This window comes from Hymenobacter caeli, from assembly GCF_013294115.1.
Taxonomy (GTDB): domain Bacteria; phylum Bacteroidota; class Bacteroidia; order Cytophagales; family Hymenobacteraceae; genus Hymenobacter; species Hymenobacter caeli.
In genome coordinates, this window is record NZ_JABSNP010000005.1 from 121754 (window position 1) to 140030 (window position 18277).

At 66.9% G+C, this 18277-nt stretch carries 7 protein-coding genes; 4 read left to right on the forward strand and 3 right to left on the reverse strand.

Annotated features, from left to right (window positions below):
• Positions 1 to 355: 355 nt before the first annotated feature.
• Complete coding sequence (locus tag HNP98_RS07210) at positions 356 to 3136, reverse strand: 4-alpha-glucanotransferase (RefSeq protein WP_173809383.1); 2781 nt, start codon at positions 3134 to 3136, stop codon at positions 356 to 358.
• A gap of 234 nt (positions 3137 to 3370) precedes the next feature.
• Between HNP98_RS07210 and HNP98_RS07215 the strand changes: the two genes are divergently transcribed.
• A complete protein-coding gene (locus HNP98_RS07215) occupies positions 3371 to 8536 on the forward strand; it encodes a translocation/assembly module TamB domain-containing protein (RefSeq protein WP_173809384.1) in 5166 nt (1721 codons plus the stop codon).
• A 158-nt stretch (positions 8537 to 8694) separates the two neighbouring features.
• Entirely contained in the window at positions 8695 to 11115 is a 2421-nt protein-coding gene (gene tamL, locus HNP98_RS07220) for a translocation and assembly module lipoprotein TamL (protein WP_173809385.1), read from the forward strand.
• Positions 11116 to 11269: 154 nt separating this feature from the next.
• On the opposite strand, the gene HNP98_RS07225 is transcribed toward tamL, so the two are convergent.
• A complete protein-coding gene (locus HNP98_RS07225) occupies positions 11270 to 13864 on the reverse strand; it encodes an FdhF/YdeP family oxidoreductase (RefSeq protein WP_173809386.1) in 2595 nt (864 codons plus the stop codon).
• 147 nt (positions 13865 to 14011) lie between these two features.
• Complete coding sequence (locus HNP98_RS07230) at positions 14012 to 14347, reverse strand: DUF7009 family protein (RefSeq protein ID WP_173809387.1); 336 nt, start codon at positions 14345 to 14347, stop codon at positions 14012 to 14014.
• A gap of 358 nt (positions 14348 to 14705) precedes the next feature.
• Between HNP98_RS07230 and HNP98_RS07235 the strand changes: the two genes are divergently transcribed.
• On the forward strand, positions 14706 to 15452 hold the full coding sequence (locus HNP98_RS07235) for a hypothetical protein (RefSeq protein ID WP_173809388.1): 747 nt from the start codon (positions 14706 to 14708) through the stop codon (positions 15450 to 15452).
• Positions 15453 to 15494: 42 nt separating this feature from the next.
• Entirely contained in the window at positions 15495 to 18269 is a 2775-nt protein-coding gene (locus tag HNP98_RS07240) for a TonB-dependent receptor (protein ID WP_173809389.1), read from the forward strand.
• The last annotated feature ends 8 nt before the right edge of the window (positions 18270 to 18277 follow it).

The window sequence follows — 18277 nt, forward strand, 5'->3', positions numbered from 1 at the left end:
GAGCTGCGCCGCCCCCGCACCGGCACGCGGGGGCCCCGAACGCCCAAAGGCCCTTCCCCGGGCGGGGAAGGGCCTTTGGGCTGGCCGCGACGGCGGCCGGGGCCGGAAGATTTATTCTTTCGCCAACCGCTGAGTAAGGCTGACGGCCGTGCCGTTGGGAGCCGTGCCGCGCCCCCGCACCGGGTAGCTTTTGCTGGTCAGCACCGTCTGGCCGGTCACGTCAGGCAGGCTCGCGGTGTACGTGCTGGTGTACGCGCTGGCGGGTAGCAGGCGCAGGTCGGGCGCGGTGCCGCAGGTCGGGCGCGGTGCCGGTGGCCGGGCCCCGTTTCGATCGCGCCAGCGCTTACTTATCAGTTCAGCCGCGGCCGCTGCCTTCCACCAGGGCCCGCAGCGGCTCGTTGAAGCCCACGGCGTCCACCAGCTCTTCGAGGGGCAGGTGCAGGCGGTACTTCCAGAAGTGGTGGGGGTTGCCGGGCACGTTGATTTGCTCGTCGGCGGGGTTGGGGCGGCGCAGGTGGCCGTCGATGCCCAGCAGGTCTTGTAGCGGGAAAATAGCCCACATGGCCGGCGAATGCAGGTGCTGCGCCACGATTTCGCGCACCACCCAGGGCTCGCAGTAGTACGGGGCCACCTCGCGCCAGTGGCCCAGCAGCGTTTCGAAGTAGCGCTGGGTGGCCACCCGGTTTTCCTGCCACCAGCCGCGCAGCGTGCTCATGTCGTGGCTGCTGGTCGTGACCACGCTCAGGTAGGGCGCGTCGTTGGGGTGGCTGAATTCGAGGCCCGGCGTGGCGGGCATGCGCTGGATGTGCAGGCCCAGGATGCCGAGCTGCCGCAGCACGCCGGGCACCGCGGCGGGCACCATGCCCAGGTCTTCGCCGCAAATGAGCAGGTTGGTGGCGTAGCGCACGGCCGGTAGCTTGGTGAGGCCCTGCTGCCGCCAGAACTCCTCGTGGCGGTGGAAGAAGAAGTCCACGTAGATGCCGTCGTAGAGCCGGCGGCGGGCCTCGTCGCCGTCCAGCTCGCGGAACGACCAGGTTTTGTTGAGCGTGATGCGCGGGTGGTAGAAATCGGCCGTGGCGGCGGGCACCAGCAGCACCTCGCTCACCAGCTGGTAGAGGCCCGGCAGCAGCCAGGCGAAGTAGTCGGTGAGTTCCGCAAGTGAAGCGTCAAGAGTTAACGGGTCGGCTCCGGCTCTTAACTCTTCACTTTTAACTTTTAACTTTTCGACCACGTGGGCCTCCAACTCCCGCTGGGTGCCCAGGCCGGCCTTGAAGCGGTAGGTGCCGTGGCCGGCGTCGTCGAGGTACTCCTCGAACACGCCCTGGGCTTCCTTCCCAAAAATGGCCTCCAGCACGTGCCAGCGGATGTAGGGCTCGCAGAGGCGGCCGTGGTCGAACCAGCCCAGGCGCTGCTCAATCTCGTGGCGGTGCAGGGGCAGGGCGGGCGAAAAGTGCCCGAGTAGGCCCTCCACCGAGTGCGCGGGCATCTCCCAGATGCGGAAGAAGCCCAGGATGTGGTCGACGCGCAGGGCGTCGAAGTAGCGGGCCAGGTGGCCCAGGCGCTGCTGCCACCAGGCGTAGCCGTCCTCGGCCATGCGGGGCCAGTTGTAGGTGGGGAAGCGCCAGTTCTGGCCGGTGGTCGAGAAATCGTCGGGCGGGGCCCCGGCCTGCTGGTCCAGGTGGAACAGCTCGGGCTGCGTCCAGGCCTCCACTGAGTGGCGGTAGATGCCGATGGGCAGGTCGCCTTTCAGCACCACGCCTTTGCTGCGGGCGTAGGCCACGGCCGCGCGCAGCTGCTTATCGAGGTGAAATTGCAGGAAGAAAAACAGGCCGTAGTCGTCGTAGTCGGCGGCGGTTTCGGCGGTGAGGGCCGCCAGGGCGTGCGGGGCCCGGAAGTCGGCCGGCCACTGGGTAAAGTCGGCGGTGCCGAACCGGTCGCGCAGGGCCGAAAACACGGCGTAGGGTATCAGCCAGCTGCTCTGCTCGGTCAGGAACTGCCGGTAGCCGGCGTCGGCCAGGAAGGCTTTTTTCTCCTGCTTGTACAGCAGGCGCAGGAACTTCCACTTGGCGGCCATCACCGGCTCGTAGTCCACGAAGTCGCGGGCGTTCAGCTCCTGCTTGAGGCGGGCCAGCTCGGCGGCGGCTTTCTTGTCCTTCAGCTTCGCGATGCCCTCAAGGTGCACGAACTGCGGGTGCAGCGCGTACACCGAAATGGCAGCGTAGGGGTACGAATCGACCCAGGTGTGGGTGGCCACCGTGTCGTTGATGGGCAGCACCTGCACCAGCTGCAGGCCGGTGGCCACAGCCCAGTCGGTGAGCAGCTTCAGGTCGGCGAACTCGCCCACGCCCAGGCCGCTTTCGCTGCGCAGGGCAAACACGGGCAGGGCCACCCCGGCCCCGCGCCAAGCGCTGGCGTAGCGGTAGTCCTCGTCGCTGAACACGCGGGCGGCGTCGGCGTCGGCGCTGGCGGGCACCACGCGGTTCTCGCCGCCTTCCATGTCCAGCGCATGCCCGGCGGCGGCGTCCCACACGGCGTATTTATAGAGGCAGTCTTCGCCGGGGTTTTGCAGCTGCACGCGGCCGGCCCAGGTGGGGTAGTCGGCGTCGGACAGCACCAGGCACGTGCGGTTGTCCCAGGCCCCCAGGGCGGGGTCGGAGCCCAGCACGCACAGGCCCAGGTGCGGGGCCACGCGCGGGGCCAGCAGCCGGAACTCGGTGTCGCCGGCGGCGGGCGCGGCGGCTTGGGCCTTGGCCTTGGGGGCCCCCGGGGCCCCGGCCGGGCGGCGGAACAGGGCCTGGGTGAAGGCAGCGGTGAGCAGCTCGTTTTCGGGGCGGGCGGGGGTGCGCCAGTAGTCGGCCAGGTGCAGGCGGGGGGCCCGGGCGGCGTCGTAGGCCTGGGTGCGGTTGGGGCCCGCCTCCCAGGTGGGGGCGTCGCCGTCGAGCAGCACGTACTTGTAGGCCAGCTCGCCGGCGGGGGCGGGGGCGGCCAGGTCGCCGGACCAGCAGCCGGCTACATCGTCGTAGTCGAGGGCGAAGGCGGCGGCGGCGTGCCAGTTGCCCAGCGCGGGGCCGGCCCCGCACACGGCCAGGCGCTGGCCCCAGGCGGTGCGGTAGGGCACGGAAAAGTGTATCGTCATAGCAAAAGCATAGGAATTGGCCGCGAAAGATAATTCGCGGGCCGGGCCGGGCCGGCGCGGGCGGGCCCCCTTTCCGCGCCGGCCGGCCCAACCCGGGCCCGTAAATTTGCGTTTGGAAGACCTTCACCCCTTTTTGTTCGCGCCATCAGCCCCGTTTCTACCTACCTGCGCCGTGCCCTTTACGCCCTGCTGGGGCTGATTGGCCTCGTCCTGCTGCTCCTGCTCGTGGTGGTGGTGGCCCTGCAATTCCCGGCCACCCAGGACTTTGTGGCCCGGCGGGCCGAAGGCTACCTGCAAGGCAAGCTGCACACTACCGTGCGCATCGGGAAGTTTCGCACCGATTTCCGGCACGCCCTCAACCTGGACGACGTGTACCTGGCCGACCAAAAAAACGACACGCTGGTGGCGGTGGGCCACCTGGGCGTGAGCATCGATATTTTTGCGCTGGCCAAGAAGCAGATTAACATCAGCGCCGTGGAGCTGAACGACGGCCGCGTGCGCCTGACGCGCACCGCGCCCGACTCGGCGAACAACTACGACTTCATCATTAAGGCCTTCACCGACCCCACGGCCCCGGTGGACACCACCGCGTCGGGCCTGAAGTACAACATCGGCAAGGCGCGGCTCACCAACATCTACTTCACCCAGGACGACCAGATTACGGGCTCCGACCTGCGGGCCCGGCTGGGCGAGGTGGCCGTGAACATGGACGAGGTGGACGTGGACCACTCTATTTATAAGGTGGACGAGGCCACGCTGCGGCGGGCGTCGATTTCCATTAACCAAACCAAGACGGCCCCCGAGGTGGACAACCCCGCCCCCACCAAACCGCTCACGCTGCAATTCGGCCTGAAACACGCTTTGCTCGACAGCGTGAGCTTCGTGTACAAGAACGGGCCCTCGGCGCAGTTTATCGACACCCGCATCGGGCTGGCCGACGTAACGGCCCGCAACATCGACCTGCAAAAGGAGCGCGTGGACCTGACCAAGCTGACGCTGAAAAACACGCACTTCGCCTACGCCCAGAACGCCCAAACGCCCGTGGCAGACCGCGTGGTGAACCCGGCCGAGGCGGTGCGCAAAATCAACGAGGCCGCCGCCAAAAACCAGCTGGCCCAGGCCCCCGCCAGCGCCCCGCTGAGCTGGCGCGTGAGCCTGGGCGAGTCCGACATCAGCGGCCTGGACGTGGCCTTCGACAACTTCAACGAGGCCAAGCAGAAGACCCGGCTGCCGGCCCTGGACTACAACCACCTGCACTTCACGGACCTGGTGCTGAACACGCACAACCTGGCGTACTCCGCCAACCGCACCACGGCCCAGGTCGACAACCTGGCCGGCCGGGAGCAGAGCGGCTTCCGCATCGACTCGTGGCGGGCCAACGTCGTCTACGACTCGGTGCAGGTGCGCCTCGACAGCCTCGACCTCATCACGCCCTACACCCGCATCCGGCGCACGCTGGCCATCGGCTTCCAGAGCCTGGGCGGGCTGAGCGACCCCAAGCAGCTGGCCAAGATGCGCGTGGAAGGCGACTTGCGCAACGTGCGCCTGGGCTTCCGCGACATCCTGTACCTGGTGCCGAGCCTGGCCGGCACGCCGCCCTTCAACACGGGGCCCACCCAGTCGCTGCTGATTAGCGGGCGGGTGAACGGGCGGGTGGACGACCTGACCATTCGCGACCTCGACGCGGTGGCCCTGCGCGGCACCGTGCTCAAGGCGCGGCGGGCCCGCATCACCGGCCTGCCCAACGTGGACGGGCGGCTGTACACCGACGTGGACCTGCAGCAGTTCAGCACCACCGCCGCCGACTTAAACAGCATCCTGCCCAAGGGCACTTTGCCGGCCAGCATCGGCCTGCCGCCGAGCCTGGCGCTGAGCGGCACCTTCCGGGGGCGGCCCACGACCTTGCAGTTCGCCACCAACCTGAAGCTGCGCTCGACCTACGGCGACGTGGCCTTCAGCGGCGACCTGGGGCCGGCGGTGGCCCAGGGCCGGCAGCCGCTGGTGGGCACCTTCGCCGCCTCGGACCTGAACCTGCGCAAGCTGCTGAAAAACCCTTCCCTGGGCCTGCTCACGGCCACGGGCCGCATCAATGCCCGCGGCAATTTGCAAGACCCCGCCACGCTGGTGGGCCGCGTGAACGCCACCGTGCAGCGCGCCGACTACGGCGGCTACCGCTACCACGGCATCGCCGCGACGGTGGACATCGACCGCAATAAGTACACCATCCGGGCCGACAGCCGGCAGGACCCCAACCTGGCCTTTGGCCTGAACGGCGTGGTGAACCTGCGCAACGCCAACGTGCCGGCCTACGCCTTCGACGTCAACTTAAAAAGCGTGAACCTGAAAGCCCTGAAGCTGTACGCCGGCGACCTGCGCCTCCAGGGCGACCTGAAAGCCGACCTGAGCGGTAACAGCCTGAACACGATTCAGGGCACGTTTGGGGGCGACAACGTGGTGGTGGTGCGCGACAACCAGCCGTTTGCCTTCAAAACCTTGCAGGGCCGCATCGTGCAGACGGCGGCGCGCACGGCGGTAACGTTTGATTCGGACTTGGTGGGGGTGCAGCTCGATGGCAATGTTCACCTCGGCAACCTGGCCCCCGAGTTGCAGCAGCACCTGGCCCGCTACCTCAAGCTGCCCGGGGTGCGCTACGTGGCCACCGGGGCCGACCGCCACTTCACCTACTCGCTGGTGCTGAAAGACCCCAAGCTGGCCACCAAGCTGGTGCCGGGCCTAAAGGAGATTTCGCCCTTCACGCTGGCCGGCGAGTACAGCCGCCCGCAGGCCAAGCTGACGGCCACCACCAGCATCCCCGTCATCCGCTACCAGAACTACCGGCTCGATTCGCTGAACCTGCTCGTGGGCTCGGACCCGCGCGGGCTGGACTACTCGCTGAAGCTGGCCCAGGCCCGGCAGGACTCGACGCTGCGCCTGCGCCGGCCCACCATCGCGGGCTTCATCAACGACAACAAGGTGCACGCCCGCGCCTCTATTCTTGGCGACTCGGCCAACCGCGAGCGGCTGGCCCTGGCCGGCGTCCTGCAAACGCTGGACGCCCCGGCCCGCCGCGGGCAGGCCCCGGGGGCCGTCGTTTACCAGTTCGAAGCCGCGCCGGCCCAGATCCTCAACTACGAAAACTGGACGGCGGGCGCGGGCAACTTCGTGCGCTACTACCCCAGCGGGGCCGTGGTGGCCGACAAGCTCAACCTCACCAACGGCCGCAGCGCCCTGGCCGTGCAGAGCCGCGACCCCGCCCAGCCCGCCTCGCCGCTCGACGTCACCTTCACCAACTTCGACCTGGCCGAGCTGGCCAAGGCCGTGCAGCAGCAGGACTCGCTGGTGGCCGGCACCCTCAACGGCACCGCCGAGCTGCGCGGGCTGGGCACCCCGCGCCTGGCCTTCGTGGCCGACGCCAACGTGAAGGGCCTCGTGTTCCAGAAAGCTAACTTGGGCGACCTGACCGTGCGGGCCACCAACCCCAGCGCCGACCGCTACGACGTGGACGCCCGCCTGACCGGCGGCACGCCCGGGGCCGCGCCCAACGACGTGCGCCTGAGCGGCTACTACCTCACCACCACGGGCAGCACCAGCCCGCTCAACTTTACGCTCGATGCCCAGCGCCTCAACCTGAAGCTAGTGGAGCCGTTCTCGGTCGGGCAGGTGCGCAAAGCCACCGGGGCCCTCACCGGGCAGCTCACGGTGGCGGGCACGCCCGCCGCGCCGGTGGTGCGCGGCCGGCTGACGACCACCGACGACGCCAGCTTCGTGGTGCCCATCCTGGGGGCCCCCTACCGCCTGCCCGGCCAGGCGCTGACGTTTGACGACCAGGGCATCAAGTTCGACAACTTCACGGTGCTGGACTCGGCCTCCAACAAGGCGGTGGCCAACGGCTACCTGCGCACCAAGAACTTCACCGACTACACCTTCGACCTGCGGGCCACCACCAACGACTTCGTGGCCGTGAACAACACCCGCAAGGACAGCCAGCTGTTCTACGGCAAGCTGATTCTGGATTCGGACACCCGCATCACGGGGCCCCTGTCGCTGATTGCCGTGAACACGAAGGTGACCGTGGCCGACGGCTCGCGCCTCACGGTGGAGTCGCCGTCCGACGACCCGGCCGCGGTGGCCCGCGACGGCATCGTGCAGTTCGTGGACAAGCGGGCCCGGCTCGACCCGGCCCTGGCCCGCAAGGTGCGGCTCGACACCGTGCAAACCACTACCTCGGGCTATGACATCAAGGCCCAGGTCACCATCACCGACCGCACCCCGTTCACCATCGTCATCGACCCGGTGAGCGGCGACAACCTGCAGGTGCGGGCCGCCGGCACCCTCGACACCGAGATTGACCCGGCCGGCACCATTACCCTGAGCGGGCGGCTGGCCGTGGCCCGGGGCAAGTACCACCTCTCGCTCTACGACCTGGCCACCCGCGACTTCCTCATCCGCCGGGGCTCGACCATCAACTGGACCGGCGACCCCTACAACGCCGACCTCAACATCACGGCCGTGTACAAGGTGAAGGCCCCGCCCTCGGAGCTGATTGCCGGCCAGGGAACCGACGACCCGGCCAACAACAGCATTGCCCGCAACCCGCTGCCCTTTAGCGTGCTGCTGAACGTGACCGACCAGCTCAGCAAGCCCACCATCGGCTTCGACATCACGCTGCCCGAGGACCAGCGCGGGGCCCTGGGCGGGCAGGTGGAGGCCCGCCTGGCGGCCCTGCGCCAGCCCAACCAAACTTCGGAGCTGAGCAAGCAGGTGTTTTCGCTGCTCATTCTGGGGCGCTTCGTGGCCCAGAACCCCTTCCAGAGCAGCAGCGGCGAAGGCTTCGTGGCCGGGCAGCTGCGCGGCTCGGCCAGCGCCGTGCTCACCGACCAGCTCCAGAGCCTGACCGGCAAGTACCTCTCCGGCCTGGGCCTCGACCTGGGCGTGACCAACCAGGCCACCTACGGCACCGACGGCAGCCAGGGCAGCCGCACCGACCTGAACGTGGCCGTGCGCCGCCAGCTGCTCAACAACCGCCTCACCGTGCGCGTGGGCACCGACATTGCCCTTTCGGGCGGCAACGGCACGCAGTCCACCACCGGCTCCAACGCCCCCAGCAACCTGGTGGGCGACGTGAGCCTGGAGTACTCGCTGCTGGCCGACGGCCGCCTGCGCCTGCGGGCCTACCGCCAGAACGGCTACGAAGACATCGACGGGGCCATCATCCGCACGGGGGCCGCCCTGGTGTTCCAGCGCGACTATAACAACCTCGCCGACCTGTTTGCCAAGGTGAGCGAGAGCGTGAAGCAGCAGCGCAAAAACAGCCGCCAGCAGCAGAAAGCCGACAAGAAAGCCGCCCGCGACTCGGTGAAAACCACGGCCCCGCGGGCCGACAGCGCCCGTGTGAAATGAGGGCCGCTTTGAATAACATGCCGCGTCAATGGGCAACCTCACGAGACCCCCACGGGGCGGCCCCCTCCGCAGGAGAGGGGCCGCCCCGTGGGGGTCTCGTGAGGTTGCCCCCGGGCAGTTTGCCCCCCGTTTCCTCCACCACTGCGAAAGTCCTCCGCTTGAAAGCCTACCACACCCCTTTTCTTTCCCTGCCACACGCCAGTGCCCTGGCGCTGCTCCTGCTGCTGTCGGCCTGCTCGGGGCTGAAGTACGTGCCAGCCAAAGAGAAGCTTTACACCGGCTCGACGGTGAAAATTGAGGCTCAGCAAAAGCCCAAGAACGAATCGGCCCTGCAAACCGAGCTGGAGTCGGTGGTGCGGCCCAAGCCCAACTTCTCGTTTCTGGGGCTGCGGCCCAAGCTGTTTTTCTGGCACCTGGGGGTGGGCAAAACCAAGGGGTTCGGCCACTTTTTGGCCGGCAAGCTGGGCGAGGCCCCGGTGCTGCTCTCGCAGGTGAAGATTCCGGCCACCGAAAACCTGATGCTCAACCGCCTCTACAACCACGGCTTTTTTGAAGGCAAGGTGGCCCACGAGGTGAAGGAGCAGGAAAAGACGGCCCAGGTGAACTACACCGCCACCGTGAGCCGGGCCTACACCATCCGCAGCCTCACGTTTCCGCCCGGCGACACGCTGCTCAACGCCGCCATCCGGGCCACCCAGCCGGGCACGCTGCTGAAGGTGGGCGACCCCTACGACCTCAACGTGCTCACCAACGAGCGGCTGCGCATCGACGAGGCCCTCAAGAACCAGGGCTACTACTACTTCTCGGCCGACGCCCTGCTGTTTCAGGTGGACAGCACCTACCACAAGGAGCTGAACGTGTTCGTAACGGTGAAGGGCAGCACCCCGGCCCGCTCGCGCCAGCCCTACAAGCTGCGCCAGGTGACGCTGAACACCAACTACGTGCTCACCGACACCACCAGCCGGCCCCCCATCATGGCCGACGGCTTCCGGTACTTCCCCGACGAAACCATGTTCCGGGCCAAGGCCATTACCCGGGCCACGTTCCTGTTCCCCGACAGCCTGTACCGGCGCAAGCGGCGCGACCAGACCCTGAGCCGCCTCATGAGCCTGGGCACGTTCAAGTTCGTCGAGATTCGCTTCCGGCCCGTGGCCGCCGGCGACTCGGCGGGCCCCACGGCCCGCTACCGCGCCAACGCCCCGGCCAGCCTGCGGGCCGACTCCACCGCCCTGGGCACTACCCTGCCCTTCCCGGCCCTGAGCGGGCCCCCGGGCCTGGGCCGCCTCGACGCCGACGTGCTCATGACCCAGCTCAAAAAGAAAAGCCTGCGGGCCGAGCTGGGCTTGGTGAGCAAGAGCAACGGCTTCGTGGGCCCCGGCCTGAAGGTGACGTACCGCAACCACTCGGCCTTCCACGGGGCCGAGCAGCTGCTGCTGAACGCCGTGGCCTCGACCGAAACGCAGAGCCAGTCCGGCGGCGAGGGGGCCCTGGGCCTGACCAGCTACGAGCTGGGCCTGGACGCCCAGCTACTGGTGCCGCGCCTCATCGTGCCCAACCTGCCGTTCTTCAACCCGCGCCTGGTGAACTCCGATTTCCAGCCCCGCACCACCTTCGGGGCGGGGGCCAAGCTGGTGACGCGGGCGGGCTTTTTCAGCGAGCAGCTCTTCAACGCGAACTACGGCTACAGCTTCAAAACCAAGATTACCAACGAGCAGCAGATTACGCCCATCGACGTGTCCTACGTGCGGCTTTCGAACGTCAGCGACGCGTTTACCGCGCTGCTGGCTCAGAAGACGTTTCTGCAGAACTCCTTCCGCGAGCAGTTCATCCTGGCCAGCAGCTACCGCTACACCTACAACCAGCAGGTGCTGGAGCAGCGCCGCCAGCAAATCTATTTCCAGGGCGGCCTCGAAACCAGCGGCAACCTGGCCGCGCTGGTTTCCAGCAAGGTGGGCACCAAGAACGACGACGGCAAGTACACCATCGGCAACCAGGTGTTCAGCCAGTACGCCAAGCTCGACCTGGAAATTCGCGAGTACTACCGCCTCTCCGACGACCCCGCCAAGGGCAACCGCCTCGTGGGCCGCCTACTGGCCGGCGTGGGCCGCCCCTACGGCAACTCCGACGTGCTGCCCTACATCAAGCAGTACGGCATTGGGGGCCCCAACTCCGTCCGGGCCTTCGCCGCCCGGGGCATCGGCCCGGGCACGTACAAGCCCACCGGGGCCGACGTCGCCAACAGCTTCTACGACCAGGTGGGCGACATCCGCCTGGAGGGCAACGTGGAGTACCGCCAGGACCTGTTTCCCTACGTGAAGGGGGCCCTGTTCATGGACGCGGGCAACATCTGGCTCGTGAACGACGACCCCGCCCGGCCCGGCGGGCAGTTCAAGGCCGGCTCCTTCCTCAACCAGCTGGCCGTAGGGGCCGGGGCCGGCATCCGCATCGACGTGCAGTTCTTCGTCATCCGCTTCGACTACGCCGTGCCCCTCCGCGCCGGCTACGGCACCCCCACCGACGACGCCGGCAACCCCAGCCGCACCGGCCGCCTGAACCTGGCCATCGGCTACCCGTTTTGAGCTGTTAGCTGCTGGCCATTAGCTGTTAGCCCACGTTCAATTACAGTCGTTCGTAACGCAAAAGGGGCCTGCTACCGGTGTAGCAGGCCCCTTTTGCGTCTAGTCAGAAGCTAAAAGCTAACGGCTAACAGCCAGCAGCTAAGGGCTCAAAAAGTTACGCGGGTACGGCTTCTGCGCGCTGCTTTTGCGCCTGCGGCGCGGCACCCACCTTGGCGGGCACCACCGTCACCACCACGTACTTCGAGGTGGGCGTGTTGCTCACCTTGGCCACGCTCGTGATGGGCACCAGCGGGTTGGCCTCGGGGAAGTAGGCGGCCACGTTGCCCTTCGGAATCTCGTAGGGCACGGCCACGAACTTCTCCACCGTGCGCTGCTCGCCCTCGTAGTGGCTCGTGATGTCGAGCAGGTCCTTGGCCTTGAGGCCGCGCTCGGCCATGTCGGCCGGGTGCATGAACAGCACCCGGCGCTCGTTGTGGATGCCGCGGTACCGGTCGTTGTACTCGTAGATGGTCGTGTTGAACTGGTCGTGGCTGCGCACGGTCATCATCACGAGCTGGCCCGGCTCCAGCGGGTACTTCTCCAGGGTGGTAGCGGTGAAGTTGGCTTTGCCGTTGGCGGTCGTGAACTTGCGCTCGCGGGGCCCGTTGGGCAGGTAGAAGCCGCCGGGCTGCCGCAGCCCCTCGTTGAACTTCTCGAACCCCGGAATCACCCGCGCAATGTGGTCGCGGATGACGTCGTAGTTCTCCGTCATGGCCACCCAGTCGGCCACGTTGGTGCGGTCGGGGCCCAGCGTGGCAATGGCCACGCCGCTGATGATGGCCACCTCGCTCAGCATTTCGCCCGCCAGCGGCACCAGGATGCCCTTGTTCTGGCTCACCACGCCCATCGAGTTCTCGCAGCTGGTCATCTGGTGCCCCGATTTTTGCCGGTCGATGTCCACGTGCGCGAAGCAGGGCAGCAGCAGGCTGGTTTCGCCGGTCACGAGGTGGCCGCGGTTCAGCTTGGTGCCCACGAACACGGTGAGCTTCTGCTTGCGCATGCCCTCGGCGATGAACTCAGTGTCGGGGCCGGCGGCCAGCAGATTGCCGCCCAGGCTGAAGTACACCTTGGTTTTGCCGGCGTTCATCATCTTCAGGCTCTCCACCACGTCGAAGCCGTCCTTGCGGGGCGACTTGAAGGCGAATTCCTTGTCCAGCGCGTCGAGGAAGGGCGCGTGCATCCGCTCCCAGATGCCCATCGTGCGGTCGCCCTGCACGTTGGAGTGGCCGCGCACCGGGCAGGTGCCCGCGCCGGGCTTGCCGATGGCCCCCTTCAGCAGGTGCAGGTTCACGATTTCCTGAATCGTCTGCACGCCCTGGCGCTGCTGCGTAACGCCCATGGCCCAGCAGGTGATGATTTTCTGCTTGTGGGCGAGGAGGTTGGCGGCCTCCAGCAGCTGGGCGCGGCTGAGGCCGCTGATTTCCTCGATGTCCTCCCAGCTCGTGTTGTGCAGCGTTTCCACCACGGCGTCGTAGCCGGTGGTGAATTCGCCGATGAACGCCTGGTCGAGCACCTGGCCGGGGTTCAGCTTTTCGGCCTCCAGCAAGTGCTTCATGATGCCGCGCAGCACGGCCATGTCGCCGTCCACGCGCACTTGCAGGAACACGTCGGTAATCGGGGTGCCGTCGCCGAGCAGGGCCCCCAGGGCCCGCAGCGGGTTCATGAAGTCCTGCGGGTTCTTGAAGTGGTTGAGGCCGGCCTCCAGCAGCGGGTTCACGCTGATGATTTTGGCCCCGTTGCGCTTGGCCTTTTGCAGGGCCGAGAGCATCCGCGGGTGGTTGGTGCCCGGGTTCTGGCCGATGATGAGGATGACCTCGGCCTCGTAAAAGTCGTTGAGCGTGACCGAGCCCTTGCCCAAACCCAAAGTAGGACTCAACGCCGAGCCGCTGCTCTCGTGGCACATGTTGGAGCAGTCGGGCAGGTTGTTGGTACCGAACTGGCGCACGAAGAGCTGGAACAAAAAGGCCGGCTCATTGGGCACCTTGCCCGAGGTGTAGAACACGGCCTCGTCGGGCGAGGCCAGCGCGTTCAGCTCGTCGGCCACCACCTGGAAGGCGTCGGGCCAGGAAATGGGCTCGTAGTGGGTGCCGCCGGGGCGCTTCACCAGCGGGTGCGTGAGGCGGCCGGCGTTGTTCTGGTCGCGGTCGGTCATGCGCGACAGCTCGGCCAGGCTGTGCTGGGCGAAGAACTCGGGGCCAGCGGCCTTGTCGTCGGCATCGGAGGCCGTGGCCTTGGCCCCGTTCTCGCAGAACTCGGCCACCGAGCGGTGCTCGTCGGGGTCGGGCCAGGCGCAGCTCGAGCAGTCGAAGCCGTCCTTCTGGTTGAGGCCCAGCAGGGCCTTGGTGCCGCGGCCCACGCCGTCCTCGCCCCAGCTGAACTGCATGGACTTGATGACGGCCGTGACGCCGGCCGCAACCTTGGCGCGGGCCTCCAGCCGGAGGCCGGTGAGGGCTTCGGGCGGCTGGGCCAGCACCGGGTGCAGGTACTTGGCCTCGGCCGTGGGCGGGGCCGGAATGTGCGCGTGGGCGGGCGGGGCCCCGGCGTTGGCCTCGTGGCCGGCCTTGGTGGGGTGGGCGGCGGCCGGAATCTCATAATCGGCCACCGGGGCCTCGCCCTGGTCGGGCCGGGTGCCGCTCACGGGGGCCTGGGCGGCTTTCTGCTGGTGGAGCTTGCCGGCTTTGCTGTCGTCGGCTACGGGGGAATCTTCCATGCGGTGGTGGGAATTGCGAATGAGTTATGGTATAAAAATATGCGGGTTTCGAAGCAAGCGCTGGGGAAAAACGGGCAGCGACCCGAATTTTTTACCGGCCGGGGCCCAAAGGCGAGGCCGGCTTTCCCGGGTGCCAAGCCTATTTTTCTAGTGGCGGCAATCCAAATCTTTCTCGACCAAGATACGCAGCTGCCGGGCATCAGCCAAGGCCACATGCTCCGAAAATCCGTTCTGGTCGGTCCCGGTCCAGGCGTCGGCCAGGGCCCCGGGCACCAGCACCGTGAGGGCCCCCGGGGCGTAGCGCACCCGCACGGCCGGGGCCGCCTCGTCGGTGGCCAGGCGCTCGAGGCTGTAGGTGAGCTGCTGCCCAATGCTGGCCCCGAAATGCACCGCCCCCCCCACCCGGCCCGTATCGGCGAATTCCCGCACTTCGGCATCGGACAAGCGCAGGCGGAGGGTGTCGTCTTCGATGCGGAGCTTCATGGGGTGGTTTAAAGATAATGACTTGATTCTACGGGCTTCGGAACAGAACGAACAGCGGGCACGCACAGAAAATAACCCGCGGGACAAAAATATTTGCCCCCGGGGCCCATACGACGCCTTGGTGGCCCGCACAAATTTCCGCCGGCTTTCCAGCCCTCGTTCGCCTGGGCAAGGCAATAAGCCCCAAGCGGTAGCGGAGGTTTGAAGATTCCCGGCATTTGAATTTTACCATTTTACCAACGGCCCGGGCCCGTGCAACCATAGCTGCACCGTGGGCATCCTGTATATTCCGGCATTGATATAGTTTTGAGGGCTTGCGCCCACATTTCAACCCACGGGCCCGGCCCAGCTATTTCGCATGAAAACCCCGCTGCTTTGCTGCCTGTGTTTCGCATTGCTGCTGAGCAACAAGGCCTTGGGCCAAGCCGTGGGCCCCGATTCCAGCGCCCTGGCGGCCCTGGGCCAGCGCTATGCGGCGGCCCGGGGGGCCGAGTCGCGCCTGTACAACGGCCCCGCCTACGCGGGCCACATCGAGCCTTTTGTGAAAGGGCAGCCGTTTTTTGAGTCCAGTGCGGCGCAGCCGGCCACCGTGGACTACGACGGCCACACGTACACCGGCGTGCCCCTGCACTACGACCTGGTACTGGGCCAGCTGGTGCTACAGGTACCGCCGGGCTTCACGGAAATGCACCTGCTGAACGAAAAGGTGGCGCGTTTTACCCTGGCGGGCCACACATTCATTCGCCTGGTAACCGACTCCGCCGGCGCGTCCGTGCCGACGGGCTTCTACGACCTGCTGGTGGAGGGCCCCGTGCGGGTGTTGGCCGCCCGCCGCAAAAACGTGCAGACGCGCGCCACCTTCGAGGGCATGCAGGGCGAAATATCGCAGATAAACGAGGTCTTTATTTACAAGGACCGCCAATACTACCTCGTCGGCAATGCCAAGGAATTGCTGCGCTTGTTTCCGGAGAGCAAGGGGGCCCTGCGGGCCTATATTAGAGCGCAGAAGCTCACATTTAAAGCCGCCAGCCGCGAGCCTTCCATCGCGGCTGTGGTGCGCTACTACGCCACCCTGGCCCCGCCCCCCGCGGCCAACACCCCCTAATTCGCCCACCGCCCCCCAGCATCCTCTACCCGGTTTGCTTGCATGAAACACTTCTATGCGCTTATCCTGCTGGTCCTGTTGGGGGCCAGCAGCTTCCGTAGCTACGGCCAGGCCCCGGAGCCCTTGGTCAGCGGTAACTTCCAGGGCCTGAGCGTAGAAGCGTTTGCGCGGCGGCTCGAAGCCCAGACCCCGTACCGCTTTTTCTTCGATTCGGTGGCCGTGCGGGGCGTGCTGCTGACGGTGCAGGCGCAGGGCCAGCCGCTGGCCAGCGTGTTGCAGCAGGCCCTGGCACCCACGGCGCTGCGGTTCGCCATCGACGAGGAGCACAACGTGTTCATCACGGCCGGCACGGCCGTGTCCACCGCCCTGCTGGAGAGCTACTTCCGCGGGGCCCCGGGGGCCGCCGCGGCCGGCAACGCCCCCGCCGCTGGGCCGGTGGGCCCCGCTGCCCCGGCCGCGGCCCGCGGAACCGACAGCCCGGCGCGGCTCTACGAAATTGGGGCGGCGGGCGCGGCGGGCACCGGCCGGGCCACCCTGGCGGGCCACGTCCGGGAGGCCAAATCGGGCGAACCGGTGCTGGGCGCGGCGGTGTACATCGAGTCGCCGGCCATCGGGGCTTCTACCGACCAGTTTGGGTACTACGCCCTTACGCTGCCCGTGGGGCCCCACGTGCTCAACATCCGGGGCATTGGCATCAAAAATACCCAGCGCCGGATTGTGCTGCATGCCGACGGCCAACTGGACGTGGAGGTGGCCGAGGACATCACCGCCCTGAAGGAAGTGCTGATTGAGGCGGAAAAAGACAAGAACGTGGCCGGTATGCAGATGGGCCTGGAGCGGCTCGACCTCAAAACCCTGCGCCAGGTGCCCACGGCCTTCGGCGAAACCGACGTGCTGCGGGTGGTGATGCTGCTGCCCGGCGTGAAAACCATCGGCGAGGGCAGCACCGGCATTAGCGTGCGCGGCGGGGCCACCGACCAGAACCTGATTCTCTTCAACGACGCGACGATTTACAACCCCTCGCACTTGTTTGGCTTCTTCTCGGCCTTCAACTCCGACCTGCTCAAATCGGTGGAGCTGTACAAAAGTGCCATTCCGGCCCGCTACGGCGGGCGCATCTCGTCGGTGCTCGACATTGCCACCCGCGACGGCAACAACAAGCAGTTTGCCGGCACGGGCGGCATCGGGCTGCTCACCAGCCACCTCACCTTGGAGGGGCCCCTGGCCAAAGGCAAAAGCTCGTTCCTCGTCGGGGGCCGCACCTCGTACTCCGACTGGCTGCTGCACACGCTGCCGAGCCAGGCGCTGCGCCAGAGCGCGGCTTCGTTTTACGACCTGAGCGCCCACATCACGCACGAGTTCAACGAGCACAACACCGTGTACGCCACCGGCTACCTCAGCCACGACCGGTTTAAGCTGGCCACCGACACGGCGTATGCCTACGACAACCGGGCCGCCAGCCTGAAGTGGAAGCACATTTTTGGCAACAAGCTGTACGGCGTGCTCACCGGTACCGGCAGCGAGTACCAGTACCGCATCACCAACGACAAGAACCCGGTAAACGCCTCGGCCCTGACCTTTGGCATCGGGCAGGTGGGCCTCCAGGCCGATTTCAGCTACTTCCACAACGCCACGCACACCGTCGAGTTTGGGGGCAGCACCCTGCGCTACCGCACCGCGCCCGGCACGCTGGCCCCGCTGGGCAGCGCCTCGCTGGTGGTGCCCGACGCGCTGCCCCGCGAGCAGGCCCAGGAAAGCGCGCTTTACGCCTCGGACCAAATCAATTTGACGCCCCGGCTGGCCGTGTACCTGGGCCTGCGCTACTCGCTCTACCAGGCGCTGGGCCCCCGCGACGTGGCCCAGTACGCCCCCGGCGAGCCGCCCTCGCCCGGCGGGGCCCGCGACACGCTGCACTACGGCGCGGGGGCCGCCGTGGCCACCTACCACGGCCCCGAGTACCGGGTGTCGGTGCGGTACGCACTGGCCGACAACGCCTCGGTGAAGGCCAGCTACAACCGCACGCGCCAGTACATCAGCCAGTTGTCGAACACGGCCACGGTGTCGCCCACCGACATCTGGAAGCTGAGCGACGCCTACATCCGGCCCCAGGTGGGCGACCAGGTGGCGCTGGGCTACTACCACAACTTCAAACACAACACCATTGAGACGTCGGTTGAGACCTACTACAAGGCCGTGCACGACTTCGTGGACTACAAAAGCGGGGCCTCGCTGCTGCTCAACCACCACCTCGAAACCGACCTGGTGAACGCCGAGGGCAAGGCCTACGGGGTGGAGCTGTCCATCAAAAAGATAACGGGCAAAATCAACGGCTGGCTGAGCTACACCTACGCCCGCTCGCTGGTGCGGGTGAACCCCGGCACGCCGGCCGACCGCATCAACGGGGGCGAATACTACCCGAGCAACTTCGACAAGCCGCACGACGTGACGCTGGTGGGCAACTACCGCTTCAGCAAGCGCTTCAGCACGTCGCTCAACTTCAACTACTCCACGGGGCGGCCCATTACGCTGCCGCTGGCCACCTACGTCATCGGCGGGGCCGAGCGGGTGTACTACTCCGACCGCAACGCTTACCGGGTACCCGATTTCTACCGGGTCGATTTGGGGCTCAACATCGAAGGCGGCCACAAGGTGAAGCGGCTGGCCCGCAGCTCCTGGACGGTTTCGGTGTACAACCTGACCGGCCGCAAGAACCCGTACTCCGTGTATTTCAAATCGGTGGACGGCAAGATTTCGGGCTACCAGCTCTCGCTCTTCGGCCAGCCCATTCCGTCGGTCACCTACAACTTCAAGTTTTAACTGCCGCC

Excerpts from the sequence above, each read along its gene's own strand:
- HNP98_RS07240 (WP_173809389.1), top strand. The coding sequence starts at position 15,495 with ATGAAACACTTCTATGCGCTTATCCTGCTGGTCCTGTTGGGGGCCAGC.
- HNP98_RS07230 (WP_173809387.1), bottom strand. The coding sequence starts at position 14,347 with ATGAAGCTCCGCATCGAAGACGACACCCTCCGCCTGCGCTTGTCCGAT.
- HNP98_RS07210 (WP_173809383.1), bottom strand. The coding sequence starts at position 3,136 with ATGACGATACACTTTTCCGTGCCCTACCGCACCGCCTGGGGCCAGCGC.
- HNP98_RS07225 (WP_173809386.1), bottom strand. The coding sequence starts at position 13,864 with ATGGAAGATTCCCCCGTAGCCGACGACAGCAAAGCCGGCAAGCTCCAC.
- HNP98_RS07235 (WP_173809388.1), top strand. The coding sequence starts at position 14,706 with ATGAAAACCCCGCTGCTTTGCTGCCTGTGTTTCGCATTGCTGCTGAGC.